Origin of the sequence: Salmonella sp. NW38, assembly GCF_051807745.1 — a bacterium.
Lineage (GTDB): Bacteria > Pseudomonadota > Gammaproteobacteria > Enterobacterales > Enterobacteriaceae > Salmonella > Salmonella enterica.
In genome coordinates, this window is record NZ_JAMMTO010000001.1 from 445,718 (window position 1) to 462,931 (window position 17,214).

General features: G+C 50.6%; 19 protein-coding genes. 9 read left to right on the forward strand and 10 right to left on the reverse strand.

Features of this window, described 5'->3' with window-relative positions; all coding sequences use genetic code 11:
• Positions 1 to 106 precede the first annotated feature (106 nt).
• Positions 107 to 853, reverse strand: coding sequence for a bifunctional NADP-dependent 3-hydroxy acid dehydrogenase/3-hydroxypropionate dehydrogenase YdfG (ydfG, locus tag NA624_RS02350; RefSeq protein ID WP_000636564.1), 747 nt, complete (start codon positions 851 to 853; stop codon positions 107 to 109).
• Positions 854 to 991: 138 nt separating this feature from the next.
• Here ydfG and dcp point away from each other — a divergent pair, with 138 nt between their 5' ends.
• The gene (gene dcp / locus NA624_RS02355) at positions 992 to 3,034 is read left to right on the forward strand and encodes a peptidyl-dipeptidase Dcp (protein ID WP_000106279.1); all 2,043 of its coding nucleotides are present in this window, start codon (positions 992 to 994) and stop codon (positions 3,032 to 3,034) included.
• A 344-nt stretch (positions 3,035 to 3,378) separates the two neighbouring features.
• Positions 3,379 to 3,561, forward strand: a complete 183-nt coding sequence (locus tag NA624_RS02360) for a general stress protein (protein WP_000807642.1) — start codon at positions 3,379 to 3,381, stop codon at positions 3,559 to 3,561.
• 119 nt (positions 3,562 to 3,680) lie between these two features.
• Here the strand turns inward: NA624_RS02360 and NA624_RS02365 are convergent, their stop codons facing one another.
• Entirely contained in the window at positions 3,681 to 4,208 is a 528-nt protein-coding gene (locus NA624_RS02365) for a 2-oxo-tetronate isomerase (protein ID WP_001235362.1), read from the reverse strand.
• 426 nt (positions 4,209 to 4,634) lie between these two features.
• Here NA624_RS02365 and NA624_RS02370 point away from each other — a divergent pair, with 426 nt between their 5' ends.
• The gene (locus NA624_RS02370) at positions 4,635 to 5,027 is read left to right on the forward strand and encodes a YdeI family stress tolerance OB fold protein (protein ID WP_000775494.1); all 393 of its coding nucleotides are present in this window, start codon (positions 4,635 to 4,637) and stop codon (positions 5,025 to 5,027) included.
• Positions 5,028 to 5,374: 347 nt separating this feature from the next.
• Here the strand turns inward: NA624_RS02370 and mgtS are convergent, their stop codons facing one another.
• On the reverse strand, positions 5,375 to 5,470 hold the full coding sequence (mgtS, locus tag NA624_RS02375; RefSeq protein WP_000901531.1) for a protein MgtS: 96 nt from the start codon (positions 5,468 to 5,470) through the stop codon (positions 5,375 to 5,377).
• A gap of 248 nt (positions 5,471 to 5,718) precedes the next feature.
• Positions 5,719 to 6,906 carry an efflux MFS transporter YdeE gene (gene ydeE, locus NA624_RS02380; protein WP_001068050.1) on the reverse strand — a complete coding sequence of 396 codons (1,188 nt, stop codon included), beginning with the start codon at positions 6,904 to 6,906 and terminating at the stop codon, positions 5,719 to 5,721.
• A gap of 227 nt (positions 6,907 to 7,133) precedes the next feature.
• Here ydeE and eamA point away from each other — a divergent pair, with 227 nt between their 5' ends.
• Complete coding sequence (gene eamA, locus NA624_RS02385) at positions 7,134 to 8,036, forward strand: O-acetylserine/cysteine exporter (protein ID WP_000987754.1); 903 nt, start codon at positions 7,134 to 7,136, stop codon at positions 8,034 to 8,036.
• A 117-nt stretch (positions 8,037 to 8,153) separates the two neighbouring features.
• Here the strand turns inward: eamA and marB are convergent, their stop codons facing one another.
• Genes marB through marR form a run of 3 tightly spaced genes read right to left on the reverse strand, consistent with a single transcriptional unit; the run spans position 8,154 to position 9,235 of the window.
• On the reverse strand, positions 8,154 to 8,369 hold the full coding sequence (gene marB / locus NA624_RS02390) for a multiple antibiotic resistance protein MarB (RefSeq protein ID WP_000783049.1): 216 nt from the start codon (positions 8,367 to 8,369) through the stop codon (positions 8,154 to 8,156).
• A gap of 28 nt (positions 8,370 to 8,397) precedes the next feature.
• Complete coding sequence (gene marA / locus NA624_RS02395) at positions 8,398 to 8,781, reverse strand: MDR efflux pump AcrAB transcriptional activator MarA (RefSeq protein WP_000091194.1); 384 nt, start codon at positions 8,779 to 8,781, stop codon at positions 8,398 to 8,400.
• A gap of 19 nt (positions 8,782 to 8,800) precedes the next feature.
• Entirely contained in the window at positions 8,801 to 9,235 is a 435-nt protein-coding gene (gene marR / locus NA624_RS02400; protein WP_000843434.1) for a multiple antibiotic resistance transcriptional regulator MarR, read from the reverse strand.
• Positions 9,236 to 9,493: 258 nt separating this feature from the next.
• On the opposite strand from marR, the gene NA624_RS02405 reads away from it, so the two are divergent.
• Positions 9,494 to 10,159 (forward strand): MarC family NAAT transporter, encoded by a 666-nt coding sequence (locus NA624_RS02405; protein WP_000968968.1) that lies wholly within the window; start codon positions 9,494 to 9,496, stop codon positions 10,157 to 10,159.
• A 46-nt stretch (positions 10,160 to 10,205) separates the two neighbouring features.
• On the opposite strand, the gene NA624_RS02410 is transcribed toward NA624_RS02405, so the two are convergent.
• Positions 10,206 to 11,396 (reverse strand): sugar transporter, encoded by a 1,191-nt coding sequence (locus tag NA624_RS02410; protein ID WP_000154613.1) that lies wholly within the window; start codon positions 11,394 to 11,396, stop codon positions 10,206 to 10,208.
• Between the two features lie 115 nt (positions 11,397 to 11,511).
• The gene (gene ptrR, locus NA624_RS02415) at positions 11,512 to 12,384 is read right to left on the reverse strand and encodes a putrescine utilization regulator PtrR (protein WP_000366541.1); all 873 of its coding nucleotides are present in this window, start codon (positions 12,382 to 12,384) and stop codon (positions 11,512 to 11,514) included.
• Positions 12,385 to 12,486: 102 nt separating this feature from the next.
• Here ptrR and sad point away from each other — a divergent pair, with 102 nt between their 5' ends.
• The 4 genes from sad to NA624_RS02435 all read left to right on the forward strand — a co-directional run bounded on the left by sad (position 12,487) and on the right by NA624_RS02435 (position 16,405).
• A complete protein-coding gene (gene sad / locus NA624_RS02420; protein ID WP_000177852.1) occupies positions 12,487 to 13,875 on the forward strand; it encodes a succinate-semialdehyde dehydrogenase in 1,389 nt (462 codons plus the stop codon).
• A 72-nt stretch (positions 13,876 to 13,947) separates the two neighbouring features.
• On the forward strand, positions 13,948 to 14,874 hold the full coding sequence (gene glsB, locus NA624_RS02425) for a glutaminase B (RefSeq protein ID WP_439040248.1): 927 nt from the start codon (positions 13,948 to 13,950) through the stop codon (positions 14,872 to 14,874).
• Complete coding sequence (locus NA624_RS02430) at positions 14,874 to 15,233, forward strand: DUF4186 domain-containing protein (protein WP_000992449.1); 360 nt, start codon at positions 14,874 to 14,876, stop codon at positions 15,231 to 15,233. Before glsB ends, NA624_RS02430 begins: the two co-directional genes overlap by 1 nt.
• A 257-nt stretch (positions 15,234 to 15,490) precedes the next feature.
• Entirely contained in the window at positions 15,491 to 16,405 is a 915-nt protein-coding gene (locus NA624_RS02435) for a bestrophin family protein (RefSeq protein ID WP_023197575.1), read from the forward strand.
• Positions 16,406 to 16,460: 55 nt separating this feature from the next.
• Here NA624_RS02435 and NA624_RS02440 read toward each other — a convergent pair whose 3' ends face one another.
• Positions 16,461 to 17,003, reverse strand: a complete 543-nt coding sequence (locus NA624_RS02440; RefSeq protein ID WP_000513119.1) for a YybH family protein — start codon at positions 17,001 to 17,003, stop codon at positions 16,461 to 16,463.
• Positions 17,004 to 17,214 lie beyond the last annotated feature (211 nt).

Genomic DNA, 17,214 nt, shown 5'->3' on the forward strand with positions numbered 1-17,214 from the left:
GACCCGGATACTCTACCACTTTTCCGTGGTGGTCTATACCGATCATGTTTCTGGTTGCAGATACGTTTGCCAGGGATTACCCGGCCCGCAGACCGGGTATAACCCCTTAGCTACGGTGGACGCTGAGCCCTGCGAAGGATTGGGTAACAGGCATCATTTCAACGGTATTAATATTCACATGCGCGGGGAGCGTGGCCACCCACCATACCGCTTCGGTAATGTCTTCTGGCGTGAGCGCGGTGGTATTTTCGTAAGTTTTACCCGCTTTCTCATCGTCGCCTTTGAAACGGACGCTGGAAAACTCGGTACCGCCAACCAGACCCGGTTCAATGTCGGTCACGCGAACCGCCGTGCCGTGTAAATCCGTGCGCAAATTCAGGCTAAACTGGCGCACAAAGGCTTTCGTCGCGCCATAGACGTTGCCACCAGCATAAGGCCAACTGCCGGCGGTTGAACCGATGTTAATGATATGACCGCGATTACGTTCGACCATTCCTGGCAGCACGGCGCGGGTCATATAAATTAAGCCTTTATTATTAGTATCGATCATAGTTTCCCAGTCTTCTACGCTGGCTTTATGCGCCGGTTCAAGACCCAGCGCCAGACCGGCGTTATTGACCAGCACATCAATATCGCGCCACTGCGCAGGCAGAGAGGCCATCATCTCTTCGATGGCCGCGCGGTTGCGCACGTCCAGTTGGGCGGTCAATACGTTCTCGCCAAGCTCATCTTTTAACGCTTGCAGGCGTTCATGACGACGTCCCGTGGCAATGACTTTATGTCCATTCTCAACAAAACGGCGTGCAATGCACTCGCCAAACCCTGCGGTTGCTCCAGTTACTAAAACGATCATCACACAGTTCCTCAACGCTTTTTGTGTTGTATTACCATAGCACGCGGCGTTTATGAAAGGGTAATCCTGGTTAACACGGTTGCGGTCAGCATAGGGGGAAGCTTACTCTTATGATCAACCTATTTTCAGGAGTGAAAAATGTCGACGAATCCTTTGTTAGACCAGAGTATGTTGCCTTATCAGGCACCGCGTTTTGATCGGATCAAAGATTGCCATTATCGTCCTGCTTTTGATGAGGGCGTGCGGCAAAAACGCGTGGAAATCGAGGCCATCGTCAATCATCCGGCGGCCCCTGATTTTACGAATACGCTTCTGGCGCTGGAGCAAAGCGGGGCGCTTCTGTCACGCGTCACCAGCGTTTTTTTCGCGATGACGGCCGCGCACACTAACGATGAACTCCAGCGGTTGGATGAGGCCTTTTCTGCCGAGCTGGCGGCGCTCTCCAACGATATTTATCTGAATAGCGCGTTATTCGCTCGCGTGGATGCCGTCTGGCAACAGCGTCACTCACTGGGGCTGGATGATGAGTCGCTACGGTTGGTCGATGTGATCCATCAGCGTTTTGTGTTGGCAGGCGCGCAGCTTGCCGAAGAGGATAAAGCGCGACTGAAGGTATTGAATACTGAATCCGCGACCTTAATGAGTCAGTTTAATCAGCGTCTGCTGGCGGCAAGTAAAGCGAGCGGGCTGGCGGTCGATGACGCGCATTGCCTGGCAGGATTAAGCCCGGAAGAAATGACCGTCGCTGCTGAAGCGGCGCGTGAAAAAGGCCTGGAGGAGCGCTGGTTCATTCCGCTCCTTAATACGACGCAACAGCCTGCGCTTGCTACACTGCGCGATCGCCAGACTCGCGAAAATTTATTCGCAGCGTCATGGACTCGGGCGGAAAAAGGAGATGCCCACGATACCCGCGCTATCGTTCAGCGTCTGGTAGAGATTCGTCGCTGTCAGGCAAAACTGCTGGGTTTCCCCAATTATGCCGCATGGAAAATGGCCGATCAGATGGCGAAAACGCCGCAAGCCGCACTGAGCTTTATGCGTGGCATTGTGCCGCCAGCGCGTCAGCGTGTACTCAATGAACAGGCGGAAATTCAGAACGTCATTGAGGGTGAGCAGGGCGGCTACACCGTTCAGGCCTGGGACTGGATGTTCTATGCCGAACAGGTACGGCGGGAAAAATATGCGTTAGATGAAGCGCAACTGAAGCCCTATTTTGCCTTAAATACGGTCTTGCAAGAGGGGGTTTTCTGGACCGCCAACCAGCTATTCGGCATCACCTTCGTCGAGCGTTTTGACATTCCGGTGTATCACCCTGATGTTCGGGTGTGGGAGATTTTCGATTCCGATGGTGTCGGCATGGCGTTATTTTATGGCGACTTCTTCGCGCGGGACTCGAAAAGCGGCGGCGCGTGGATGGGGAATTTTGTCGAGCAATCCACACTCAATGAAACCCGGCCCGTTATATACAATGTTTGTAACTATCAGAAACCGGTTGATGGGCAGCCTGCATTACTGCTTTGGGACGACGTTATTACGCTCTTCCATGAGTTTGGTCATACGTTACATGGTTTGTTTGCCGTCCAGCGCTATGCCACGCTTTCAGGTACCAATACGCCCCGCGACTTTGTCGAGTTTCCGTCCCAGATTAATGAGCATTGGGCGAGCCATCCACGTGTGTTCGAACGCTACGCGCGTCATGTCGACAGCGGTGAAAAAATGCCTGCTGATTTACAGGAAAAAATGCGCAAGGCGAGTTTATTTAATAAAGGTTACGATATGACTGAATTGCTCGGCGCCGCATTGCTGGATATGCGCTGGCATATGCTGGAGGAGAGCGTAGCAGAGCAGTCTGTCGCTGAGTTCGAGCAGCAGGCGCTGGCCGCCGAGCATCTTGATTTACCGGCAGTGCCGCCCCGCTATCGCAGCAGTTATTTTGCCCATATCTTCGGCGGCGGCTACGCAGCGGGATACTACGCCTACCTGTGGACGCAAATGTTAGCGGATGACGGTTATCAATGGTTTGTAGAGCAGGGCGGCCTGACGCGTGAAAACGGGCAGCGTTTTCGTGATGCTATCCTTTCCCGGGGGAATAGTACTGATTTAGAAACGCTTTATTCAGCCTGGCGTGGACATGAACCGCATATTGACCCCATGTTGCAATATCGTGGGCTCGATCGCTAAGCTGATACGGTTGTTCGGCACTGTCGAACAACCGCCTGAAAATGAATCCTGCACTTCTGATGACAGCCAGTTAAATTTATGGGGTTAAGTTGTCTGAATATAACAAGGGCGTGCATTCGGATTTTTCTACTTATTTTACCGTGGTGGCTTGATTGCCAAAGATTTATTACCGCTTCGCTGTTGATGTTTTCAAAAAATATATTTTCTGCCATGTGGTGGTATTATGTAAATAATGCAGAAATGAATTTGACACTGCGCACAGGGCGACTAGATTTAGAACTGTATCACATGATATGAGAAGACATATCATATTTAAAACGCAACATCATCATGAGGATTATATTATGGCAGAACATCGCGGCGGTTCCGGTAATTTTGCAGAAGATAAAGAGAAAGCCTCAGAAGCAGGTCGTAAAGGCGGCCAGCATAGCGGTGGGAACTTTAAAAACGACCCACAGCGTGCATCTGAAGCGGGTAAAAAAGGTGGCCAGAATAGCCACAGTGGCGGACGGAAATCCGGCAATTAATTTTACTCCTGATATTTCGTAAATATATTCTGAAATATTGCGCATACGATGCGGGCCATAGGCTCGCATTTTTTTATTCTGACCGTGAGTTATTCTGACCGGTCAGATGAAATTATTTTTTATGCTTTCTTCGTTAACAGAAAAAGCAATTCAGCGAGGGCGAAGCGTACGCATTTTTCCAATACTTCCTGACAATCTCCGTTGAAATGTTGTCGGCTTGTAAAAGTTGTATTGTTAATATTCCAGGCAAACCAAACGGTGCCCGCCGGCGTGCCATCTTCGCCGCCTTCCGGACCGCCATAGCCGCTGATCGCTATGCTGATATTGACCTCAGCCTGATCCTTAGCGCCCTGTGCCATTTCAGTAACGACCGCTTCGCTGACGGCGGTATGTTCGGCAAGACTGTGGCGTTGTACGCGCAAGATTTTTGCTTTGGCTTCATCAGTAAAGGTGACATAACCCACACCGTAAAATGAGGGCGTATCTTCTGCTGCGCACAATGCTGAAGCCAGTTTCCCGCCAGTGCAGGATTCTGCAGTGGTCAGACGGAGTTTCTGGTTAACCAGTAAATCACCAAGTTTTTTTGTCAGGCTATCGACGGTTTCGGCTTCATCAAGGGTGACAATATCGTGCTGTTCTAATCTCATCGTTTATTTTTCCGTTACAGAGACAAATGAAATCTGTTCGTTCTTCTCAAGTATGGCATATTTATTTTATGACATTGTCAGTAAATGATTATTTTATCCAGTTACCAACAAACCCGTTGTTGCATAACTTGCTTACTTTCTTACGGCGATAACTGTCATTGATTATGCGTAAGGCCATTATCCTCAAAAAATAAAGCCGATTATTCTGAATTGCTATCAAGACGTTGATGCATATGACTTCAGCGATGTGGCGAGTTAACTATTACGCCGTTACGCTTTCGTGCTCACCGGCGCTGATATCGGTTGCATATTAATCCGGATGGGTTGATTTTATTGCTTAATATCCTGCGGGTAAATTCATGTTTGTAAAAACTAAAAATAGCGGCCAGACTTAATACGTCAAATAGACGTTATTAAGGAGAGAGCATGAAACTACCGGTGGCTGCATTTTTAAGTTTGCTGATAATGCCTTACGCGCTAGCGGATGATCAAGGGGGATTAAAAAAAGACGTGGCACCGCCGCCGCCTCATGCTATTGAGGATGGTTATCGCGGTACGGATGATGCAGAAAAAATGACCATCGAACAGGCAAAAACCCTGCATGATGGCGCGACCGTTTCGCTGCGCGGCAACCTTATTGATCATAAAGGCGACGATCGCTATGTATTTCGTGATAAATCCGGCGAGATTAACGTGATAATTCCTTCCGCCGTATTTGATGGGCGGGAAGTTCAGCCGGATCAAATGATCAACATTAACGGTAGTCTGGACAAGAAAGCGAAGGAACCGCTTGTTCGCGTGAACCGACTGCAAAAATAACGCGCGCTAACCGGCAATCTCCAGGTCAGCCATACGAGGCACGCGGCTGGCCTGATACCATGGGTCTTGTAAAAGCGCCTGGGGGACAAAAAGGTCCCATAATGTCTTATTCAGGTCTGGTTGCGTATCGTTTAAGCTTCATTGATATTGACGGTGCTACAGTCATTAGCGATCCGTTATCCTCGCAAGAATTTGCCCGGTAGCGTATAAGCAAAACACAAATCTATCCATGCAAGCATTTACCGCTGGTGAACCGGCGGTTTTTTTTGCCTGCCATCCAGACAAAAGCGGCCCCTTGCGCAACGATGCAGCAAGGGGCCGGCTCTGCGAGGGATTATCTCCGTTCATTAATCATCCCATTTGTGACTGAACCAGGCGGCCAGAAATCCGGAAAATAAAATAATTCCTAATACAACGATAAAAAGGTTAATACTGCCTAACATCTCGTTTCTCCTTATTTTAGCGTGCATCCTCTTTTTTTAAAAAACCTCGTACAGACTATAGTACTAATTTATACTTAAGCAAAGTCTGAATTGCGTATTTATTTTACTGGAAGGGTAAAGCATTAGAATATTTTCGTCAGCGCCCAGGAATATTCCTGAATTACCGCAGTGACAGCAGATAATTAGCCTGCAATATATAGGGTTAACCCGGTGCGCCAGAAACTGCGCACATCACTGGCTGCAGATAATTAACAGGTGATAGCCTGTTGCGTAGGGGTAATCCGCATTCCTTTTAACATCAGTGCCCAGGCGAACACAATGGCGATTATCAGGACAACGAAAAGCGACCAGGCGGGAAGTGTCGTCAGGATGACGCCGCTGGCCAGCGGGTTTACCGCCGCACCCAGCCAGCCCAGCGATTGCGCTGAAAAATAGCTGGCTTTCATCCCGGCAGGCGCAATGTTGTCAATTAACATATATTCGCCGGGGGCATAAATAATTTCGCCAATCGTGAATACTGCCGCTGAAAGCCCCCAAAAAAACAGATTGTCGCCTGAAAAAATAAATCCGATGAGCCCAGCGATAAAAAAGACGGTGCCGGTCGTCATCATTGGTCGAATATTGACGGCGGTAAGTCGACGGCCCACGGCGTATTGCAAACTGACCACAATAACCGCATTAACCGGCAGGACGACGGCTACCACTTTTTCCGCGAAGCCGCTATCGGCAACGACCATAACGTACTGTGAAATACAGGACGCAAAGGCGCCCCCCACAAAGGAGGCCAGAAATGCCGAAAGCGTAAACCACAATAATGCTTTGTCGCGCAGCAGAACGGAGGGAGACCAGATAGCGGCATTTTTCCCCTCGCTGGCGGCAACCGAACGTGTCACCCATACCTGAATAAAGACCAGCGGAAATGCGGAACAGATAGCGGCAAGCCAGAAGGGTAAATTGATGCTTTGCATCACCAGCAGCGTGCCGAGCGGCGGGCCAACCGTCCAGCCGATATTGAGTACGGTATAGTTGAGCGAAAAAATCCGTGTTTTTGTTGTCGCGGTGAGATTATCGGCGAACCAGGCCTTCAGGACGGTAGAAAAAACCGAATAGGCGCAGTTAATAAGCGCAAAAAGCAGGACAACCAGTACGACATTATGCACCATTGGGATGGCGATAAATCCGCAGGCGAAGGCGATAATCGCGAGTAACATGTAGCGCTTTTTATCAAACTTGTCCGCCAGAATTCCAAAGCCAAGACTAAAAATGACGCCAATCGTTAACGCGCTGGTCAGCGCGTAGCCAATCAGATCCACGCCTAAACCGTACTGACGGTTAAGATAGATGGTCATAAAGGGGAGCGTGGCGCCGCGTCCAATTGTCAATAACAGCGATGAGGCGAGTAGAGCCAACGTCGAACGTCTCAATCCTGGATTCATTTTTCCTGCCTGAAATGGAGGTTACGTATCGGGACGTTTTAATCTACCGTGCCCGCAAAAGCATGATGTCTATACGCTATAGCGTAGTCTTAACATACCATAACGCAGGATTTTGCCCATCGTGTGTTGTTCAATGCCATGCTCACGGTAAAAAGAAAAGTCCTGTTATGGCGCACTGATTTCCGATAACTTACCTTTTTACAAAATTTTAATAATGACAGGGGCCGATGATGTCGCGTAAAGACGGTTTTTTGGCGTTACTGGTGGTTGTCGTATGGGGGCTCAATTTTGTTGTCATCAAAGTAGGCCTGCACCATATGCCGCCATTATTGCTGGCAGGATTACGATTTTTACTGGTGGCGTTTCCGGCAATTTTCTTTGTCGCCCGGCCTAAAGTCCCGCTTACGCTGTTGCTGGGCTATGGCCTGACGATAAGCTTTGGGCAGTTCGCCTTTCTCTTTTGCGCGATAAAGTTTGGTATGCCCGCAGGACTGGCGTCGTTGGTATTACAGGCGCAGGCCTTTTTTACCATGGCATTGGGGGCGTTTGTTTTTAGTGAGCGGTTACAACGTAAGCAGTTAGCGGGGATCGCCCTGGCGATTATAGGTGTACTGGTATTGATTGAAGCCAGTCTCAACGGACAGCATATAGCGATGTCGGGATTTATGCTGACACTGGCGGCGGCATTTAGCTGGGCCTGCGGCAATATCTTTAATAAAAAAATTATGCAACATAGTCCGCGCCCGGCGGTGATGTCGCTGGTGGTCTGGAGCGCGCTGATCCCGATCCTGCCGTTCCTGCTGTCATCGCTGCTACTGGAGGGGGCGGAGCACATTACGCAAAGCCTTATTACCATCGATATGACGACGATATTGTCGCTGCTTTATCTGGCTTTTGTCGCCACTATACTTGGCTACGGCATCTGGGGCACGTTACTGGGGCGCTATGAGACCTGGCGCGTGGCGCCGTTATCATTGCTGGTGCCCGTAGTCGGGCTGGCGAGCGCCGCGGTGTTACTCGGGGAAACGTTGACCGGGATGCAACTTGCGGGCGCAGTACTGATTATGGCTGGACTCTATATCAATGTGTTTGGATTTCGTGTGCGCCGTACTGCGCGCGTCAGGGGATGAGGCATTATGTTACTAAGAAGACAAACGCTAATTTCAGACTATGCCGCGAGGTAATAGCGACGAACTCGTATAGCCAGACGGTACTAAAAAAATGCCCCGCAAAACGGGGCAAAGAGGTTAAAGGTGTTGGTCGTTATAATAGGGCACGCCTAATTCATCTGACTTATCGCTGTTCACGCTCACGGGGTGAAGGTCATTTGGCGGATCGCCTACACAGGGCAGCAGCATCACATCGCGGCTATTTTGCGCTACAGGTAACAAAGTTTGTTCTGCAATGCCATATCCGGAGGCGATAAGTAACAGACCCGGCAGGGCGGGAAACAGCATTTTCATGGTGCTCTTCGCGTGGCGCATAAACAAACTAGTAGTTGCCATGGTTCAGCGGCAGCATATACCGTGATTCGCCATGCATATTGGTGATCCGGTATTTGTGTGGCGGCACATCAAAATAGTTTTTGAACGTCCGGGTCAATGTTTGCTGTGACTCAAAGCCATAGCGTTCCGCCAGATAGAGAATGGGCTCGTTGCTCTCTTTTAATTTTTGCGCGATTTCCGTCATTTTACGGCTGCGGATGTATTGGCCTAATGAATGACCGGTCTCTTTTTTAAACATCCGTTGCAGGTGCCATTTGGAATATCCTGAACGCTCAGACACTTTTTCCAGTGAGAGCGGCGACTCCAGGTTATCCTCGATCCAGTCCAAAATGCTATGAATAGTAATAGCGTCAGTGTTGCGTCTGGACATCGTCATACCTCTTTTTTGTCTACGGCAGAATTTTCTTGAGCAAATACTCAAGCGTTGCCACTTCGTCCGCCGTTAAGTTTTTTGTTAATTCCTGATGCAGGTCTTGCCCTGGTCGTTGATGACATTGCTCACAAATTGCCGCGCCGTCCGGCGTTAGCTTCACCAGTACGCCGCGTTTGTCATTAGGATTCGGCAGTCTTTCGATCCAGCCTTTGCACAGCAGGCGGTCGAGCATCCGCGTCAATGCGCCGAGATCGACAGACAGCACTTTTTTAAGTTCAACCGGGGTAATACATCCCGCGCAGCGTATCGAGCACAGCACTTTAAACTGTGTTGCGGTGATATCCAGCGGGGATAAATAGTTATTTAACAGGCGATCTTTTTTTTGATTTACCATGTAGATCAAGCGACCCAGCGGAATGATTTCATTGAACAGATCACTGGTGCTTTTCAAAATGGTTGCCCCGGCAAGTAATTAGTTTCGTCAGATACTATTGCCCAGGCAAGTATAAGTCAACTAAATGAATTGGCCGATGCCACGATTTGCTAAAAGGCGTCCGGGGTATTGTGCTGTGATAACTTGTAACTAATTGATAATTACAGGTTATATGTTGTAGAGGATATTAATTCGCACACTGGCGAAATGGCGCGCCTGGGCAATTTCACTTTATACTTCCGGTTCATGAAACGCTGATGGGTAAGAGATAGTATTATGATGGATTTGTTTAAAGCGATTGGATTGGGGCTGGTCGTACTGCTCCCGTTAGCCAATCCGCTAACCACCGTGGCGCTGTTTCTTGGCCTTGCGGGCAATATGAATAGTGCGGAACGCAACCGGCAGTCCTATATGGCTTCGGTTTATGTCTTCGCTATTATGATGGTGGCGTACTATGCCGGGCAGTTAGTCATGAACACCTTCGGTATTTCGATTCCAGGGCTACGGATCGCCGGGGGGTTAATCGTGGCGTTTATCGGCTTCAGAATGCTTTTCCCGCAGCAGAAGGCGCATGAGTCGCCGGAAGCGAAAAGCAAATCGGAGGAGCTGGCAGACGAACCGACGGCCAATATTGCGTTTGTTCCACTGGCTATGCCAAGCACCGCAGGACCGGGGACCATCGCAATGATCATCAGTTCCGCTTCCACAGTGCGTCATGGCGGCGAGTTTCCCGACTGGGTCATTATGGTCGCGCCGCCGATTATTTTTCTTGCCGTGGCGGTGATCCTGTGGGGATGCTTACGCAGTTCTGGCGCTATTATGCGGCTGGTGGGGAAAGGGGGGATTGAAGCGATCTCCCGCTTAATGGGATTCCTGCTGGTGTGTATGGGCGTGCAATTTATTATCAACGGCGTGTTGGAAATTATTAAAACGTACCACTAAGGCGCATTTTCGTCTGCCGGAAACCTGTTCCCGGCAGACGAATGTCTTAATGCGGTTGTTCTTCCAGCGTCACTGGCCATTTGCGGAATATGAGCACAGCCCATACCAGCGCGGCACAGGCGGGTATAGCGCCAATATAGCCGATGGCCGACATTGACCAGTGCAAACTCACCTGATTGCCTACCAGCGCGCCAGCGCCAATACCAATATTAAAGATGCCTGAAAATAGCGCCATTGCGACATCGGTCGCGTCCGGGGCCAGCGCCAGTACTTTCACCTGCATACCGAGCCCTATCACCATAATCGCGATGCCCCAGAAAATGCTCAGTATGGCCAGATGCGCTTCGCTATTCGCCGCAGGCAGCAGCAGAAGCAGACAGATAACCAGCAGGGCAATAGCGATACTGACGAGCGACGAGGCATGGCGATTACCCAGTTTACCAAACACAAGGCTGCCGATGATCCCGGCGCCGCCGAGGATCAGTAACAGGACGGTAGCAAAATTCGCACTGAGCCCGGCGACATTCTGAACGAACGGTTCAATATAGCTATAAGCGGTGTAATGCGCAGTCACCACAACGACGGTCAGTACATAGAGGCTCATCAGCGCCGGGCGCCGGAATAGCAAAGGTAAACTTTTTAGTGAGCCGGAATGCTCGCTCGGCAATTTCGGTAGAAGCTTAATCAGACATAGCAGCGTAATTAATGCGCCCATGCCGATGGCAAAAAAGGTGGTGCGCCAGCCAAAATACTGACCAACAACGCGACCTATCGGCAGCCCAAGCACCATGGCCAACGCGGTGCCGGTCGCTATCAGACTTAATGCCTGAGCGCGTTTCCCGGCAGGGGCCAGGCGGATCGCCAGCGAGGCGGTTATCGACCAGAAAATAGCGTGGGCGAAAGCGATGCCAATACGGCTAATGACCAGCACGGTAAAGTTCCATGCCAGAAAGGAGAGCACATGGCTGGCAATAAACAAAACAAACAGACAAATGAGTAGCTTACGGCGCTCCATTTGACTGGTAAGAAGCATAAAAGGCAGCGACATGACGGCAACTACCCAGGCGTAAATGGTTAGCATGATGCCGACCTGCGCGGTTTGCATATGAAAGCTTTCAGCAATGTCTGATAGCAAACCAACCGGCACAAATTCTGTGGTATTGAAAATAAAAGCGGCAATAGCAAGCGTAACTACCCGTAGCCACGCGACCTTGCGGGAAACTGGATTGATTGTCATAAAAATATTTCGGGTTAGTTGCGAGAAGGTGAGGCCGCGATCTTAAAACGTTTACTGGCGAAAAGACAATCATTTTGTGACCTGCTTCTCATTTACTTCGCAGGCCGTTTCGTCTTCAGTCGACGCTCGCCAGTTGGGCGTTAAGTAACTCGATAAAGGCCTCAAGCTGGCGCGTCATCGCCCCGCGCCGCCACATTAGCCAGGTGCTAAGCCAGCGCCACTTCTCCGCCAACGGCCAGGCTTCCACCTGATGATGTCCTGGCATGCTGTTGAGCATACTTGCTGGCATCAGCGCAATACCTGCGCCGGCAATTACGCACGCCAACATTCCATGATATGACTCCATTTCGTGAATCGTACCGGGGGTCGCGCCATCGGCATGAAACCAGCTTTCGAAATGCCGTCGGTAAGAACAGTTGGCGCGAAAAGCATAGATGTTATAACCATTCACCTCGCTGGCCCGCGAAACGACGGAATGGCCGTGTGGCGCGACGATCATCATCTCTTCCTGGTAAGCCGGTATACCTTCCAGCCCCGGATGCATTAGCGGGCCATCAATAAAGGCGGCGTTCAGCTTTCCCTCGAGCACGCCATCCAGCATGGCGCCGGAAGGACCGGTCGTTAACGCGAACTGAATTTTAGGGTAACGCTGGTTATAACCCGCCAGCAGCGCGGGGATACGTACGGCGGCAGTACTTTCTAACGCGCCGAGTGAAAACAGTCCTTGCGGTTCCTCTCCGGCAACCACCATGCGGGCTTCATCGACCAGCGCCAGGATCTGCTGGCTGTAACGTAAAAAGTTATGCCCGGCTGGTGACAGCCTGAGTCGCTGGTTTTCGCGAATAAACAGAGAGACGCCCAGGTCGGCTTCAAGCTGGCGGATACGCGTGGTCAGGTTGGACGGAACGCGGTGCACTTTTGCCGCCGCCTGCGTAATGCTGCCCGTCAGAGCGACAGCGTTAAACATTTCCAGTTGCGTCAGGTCCATGGTTTTCTCAATTCGTGAATAGTCTGGTTAATATTATTCATTTTTCAGAAAGGGTAAAGGGCGTCATGATGGTACAACTCCCCTGATAACGAGAGAAAGAACATGACCATGATAACTGCAACACAGGCGTTATCCGTGAATCCTGCGACCGGCCAGACGCTGGCGGCAATGCCCTGGGCTAACGCGCAAGAGATTGAACATGCGCTGAGTCTGGCGGCGAGCGGTTTCAAAAAGTGGAAAATGACATCGGTAGCGCAACGGGCGCAAACATTACGTGATATTGGTCAGGCGCTTCGCGCTCATGCAGAAGAGATGGCGCAATGTATTACGCGTGAAATGGGTAAACCCATAAAGCAGGCGCGTGCGGAAGTGACGAAATCCGCCGCGTTATGCGACTGGTATGCGGAACATGGCCCGGCAATGCTGAATCCTGAGCCTACGCTGGTAGAAAATCAGCAGGCGGTGATTGAATACCGTCCGCTGGGCGTCATTCTGGCGATAATGCCGTGGAATTTTCCTTTATGGCAGGTGTTACGCGGGGCAGTGCCGATACTGTTGGCGGGGAATAGCTACTTGTTAAAACATGCGCCCAATGTCACGGGTTGCGCGCAGATGATAGCCCGAATCTTGACGGAAGCCGGTACTCCTGCTGGCGTCTATGGATGGGTGAACGCCAATAATGAGGGCGTGAGTCAGATGATTAACGATCCGCGAATCGCGGCGGTGACGGTGACCGGTAGCGTGCGCGCCGGCGCGGCGATTGGTGCTCAGGCTGGGGCGGCGCTGAAAAAGTGCGTACTGGAACTGGGTGGCTCGGATCCGTTTATTGTACTCAATGATGCCGATCTCGAGCTGGCGGTAAAAGCCGCGGTTGCAGGACGCTATCAAAACACCGGACAAGTCTGCGCCGCCGCCAAACGTTTTATTGTCGAAGAGGGCATTGCGCAGGCGTTTACCGATCGTTTTGTGGCGGCTGCCGCAGCATTAAAGATAGGTGATCCTCTGGTTGAAGAGAATGACCTGGGGCCGATGGCGCGCTTTGATCTGCGTGATGAACTCCATCAACAGGTGCAGGCTTCCGTCGCCGAAGGTGCACGGTTACTGTTGGGCGGCGAGAAAATCGCCGGGGAGGGCAACTATTATGCCGCGACCGTTCTGGCGGATGTCACACCTGACATGACGGCATTTCGTCAGGAACTTTTTGGGCCTGTTGCCGCCATTACCGTTGCAAAAGATGCGGCGCACGCCCTCGCGCTGGCGAATGACAGTGAGTTTGGCCTGTCGGCGACGATCTTTACCGCCGACGATACGCTGGCCGCGGAGATGGCGGCGCGTCTTGAGTGCGGCGGGGTATTCATTAATGGGTACAGCGCCAGCGATGCGCGTGTGGCATTCGGCGGGGTGAAGAAAAGCGGCTTCGGTCGTGAGCTTTCGCACTTTGGTTTACACGAATTTTGTAATGTGCAGACCGTCTGGAAGAACCGCGTCTAATCGCCCTGACGTCGCGTGGCGCCCTCTGCTATACTCGCAGGCCTTTTCAGACCTGCGAGCAAGGAGCATGTTGTGGCCAGGGCCATGGATAATGCAATTTTAGAGACGATTTTACAGCACGTTCGCCCCCTCATTGGCCAGGGCAAAGTCGCTGACTATATTCCGGCATTAGCGTCCGTCGAGGGTTCAAAGCTGGGGATAGCGATTTGTACCGTGGACGGGCAGCATTATCAGGCGGGCGATGCGCACGAACGCTTCTCTATTCAGTCTATTTCGAAAGTGCTTAGTCTGGTGGTGGCGATGCGTCATTATCCGGAAGAGGAGATCTGGCAGCGCGTCGGAAAAGATCCTTCCGGCTCGCCGTTCAATTCGTTGGTTCAGTTAGAGATGGAACAAGGCATCCCGCGTAATCCATTTATCAATGCGGGCGCGCTGGTGGTATGCGACATGTTGCAAGGGCGGCTTAGCGCGCCGCGTCAGCGGATGCTGGAAGTTGTGCGCGCGCTTTGCGGCGTATCGGATATTACGTATGACGCTACGGTCGCGCGCTCTGAATTTGAGCATTCCGCCCGTAACGCCGCTATTGCCTGGCTGATGAAATCATTCGGTAATTTTCATCATGATGTGCCTACCGTGTTGCAAAATTACTTTCACTACTGTGCGTTGAAAATGAGCTGCATGGAACTGGCGAGGACGTTTGTCTTTCTGGCGAATCAGGGCGAGGCGTTTCATCTCGACGAGCCGGTAGTTACCCCCATGCAGGCCCGGCAGATTAATGCGCTAATGGCGACCAGCGGTATGTATCAGAATGCCGGAGAGTTTGCCTGGCGGGTGGGATTGCCCGCTAAATCCGGCGTGGGCGGCGGTATTGTCGCCATCGTGCCGCATGAAATGGCGATTGCCGTCTGGAGTCCGGAGCTGGATCCTGCAGGAAACTCTCTGGCAGGCATCGCCGCGCTTGAACAATTAACACAAACGTTAGGACGTTCGGTATACTGATGAATGCGCTTGAACCGCTCTTTGCCCGCCTGGCGCGATCGACATTTCGTTCGCGTTTTCGTCTCGGGATAAAAGAAAGACAATATTGCTGGGATAAAGGCGCGGAGGTAATTGATAAACACGCCGCCGATTTTATCGCCCAGCGACTGGCACCAGCTCACCCGGCGAATGATGGTAAGCAAACGCCGATGCGGGGCCATCCGGTATTTATCGCGCAACATGCGACGGCAACCTGCTGTCGCGGGTGCCTGGCGAAGTGGCACCAGATACCTCAGGGAGAACCGCTGAGCGAAGCGCAGCAACAGTATATTGTCAGCGTTATCCATTACTGGCTGGTCATACAAATGAATCAGCGGTAGAGCAGCGCGTCGTTGCTGACGCTTTCCCCGATAAATCACCCTATACCACTGATAGCAGCCGTTGACCGTCATATATCTCATGTGCTGAAGTGTCTTTTTAGTTACAACATACATTTGGTTGTTTTTTTTTTCAATGCCTGTCGGCACTGTGCAAAAAAATGTTCTACAGGGCAGGGGATCCGTGTATCACCAGAAGCTTGCAACCTTGATCTGGATCACGTTTAATGACAGTGCTTTTTCACCTGCTGAAGATAATCATGATCGTTAGACCACAACAGCACTGGATTCGCCTGATATTTGTCTGGCATGGTTCCGTGTTATCTAAAATCTTTTCACGACTACTCCTTAACTTTCTTCTTTCTATCGCCGTTATTATCATGCTGCCCTGGTACACAATGCTGGGTATTAAGTTTACCCTTGCGCCGTTTAGCATACTGGGCGTCGCTATCGCCATTTTTCTGGGGTTTCGCAATAATGCCTGTTATGCGCGTTACGTTGAAGCCCGACATTTGTGGGGGCAGTTGATGATCGCTTCACGCTCAATATTGCGTGAGGTGAAAACAACCTTACCTGATGAACGCGGTATCGAGGATTTTGTTCGGTTACAAATCGCTTTTGCCCACTGTTTACGTATGACATTGCGTCGACAGCCTCAGACGCAAGTTTTGGGCAACTATCTTGACCAGGGCGCGTTACAGAAAGTTGTCGCTTCCCATTCGCCCGCTAATCGTATCTTATTGCTGATGGGAGAGTGGCTGGCGATTCGCCGCCGCAGCGGAAAGCTTTCCGATATTTTATTTCATAGCCTCAACAACCGTTTAAATGATATGTCGTCAGTGTTGGCCGGCTGTGAACGCATCGCCAACACGCCGGTGCCTTTTGCCTATACGTTAATTTTGCATCGTACGGTTTATCTTTTCTGCATTATGTTGCCATTTGCACTGGTGGTTGATCTGCACTATATGACACCGTTTATTTCGGTGCTTATTTCTTATACGTTTATCGCGCTGGATGCGTTAGCGGAAGAGTTGGAAGATCCGTTCGGTACTGAAAATAATGATTTACCGCTGGATGCGATATGCAATGCGATAGAAATCGATTTACTGCAAATGAATGATGAAAGGGATATTCCGGCAAAACGGATACCGGATAAGCGCTATCAACTGACCTGAGATCGTCTTAACTGGCGCAGAATGTTCATCTGCGCCATAACCTGAAGAGCAAAGCTTAATAGCCTTCTCCAACGCCGGTTTTGGCTGGACCGGAGTAGTGGACATGAACGATTCGCCATCCTGTGTTTGGTATCTTCGCCCACACCTGGCTTTCGCGGCCTGTCGTGTGTTGAGTCTGCCCATTATCACGGCGTACCGCGGTAAAATGCCAGTCGAACTCTGCAACGGCGGCATTGCCATACACATGAATAGCAGGGGGAGCGTCCAGTTTTAATGTGCGTTTGCTGAAGGTTTTACCCATAGTGGCGCCATAAAAATTTTCAGCGATCTGCGACCATCCGCGTTCGTGACCGCGTGGATGAATAAAACTGGTTTCCGGTGAAACATAAAAGAGCTGCTTGCCTAACGTTGGGTCTGCCTTATCTATTGAATAAAGGTAGCGGTTAATACCTTCTGTAATTTCTTGTTTAACGGTCGACGTAGCTTCATTTTGTGCGGCGGTTGGCGTTGCCGCTGATGCCGATGACGCCATCAGAGTTAACGTTATCGCGGCGGCCGAAAACAATAGTGACGTTTTTTGCATAATAGTTATACCCATATGGTCTGTTTTTGAGACGCTTTATCTTTCCTGTTACGTTCACCTTTATACTAAAGGAGCATGGCTCACGAACAATAAAAAACATCCTTCTATAAAATTACCCCGAAAAGGGAGTAGTGCAATTAAGAATATCGTATTTGTTTGTAACGGCATGACTCAAAATATCAACATTTAGAGTTTCAGTATTGTTGTTGTCCCTTGATTTGTTTTT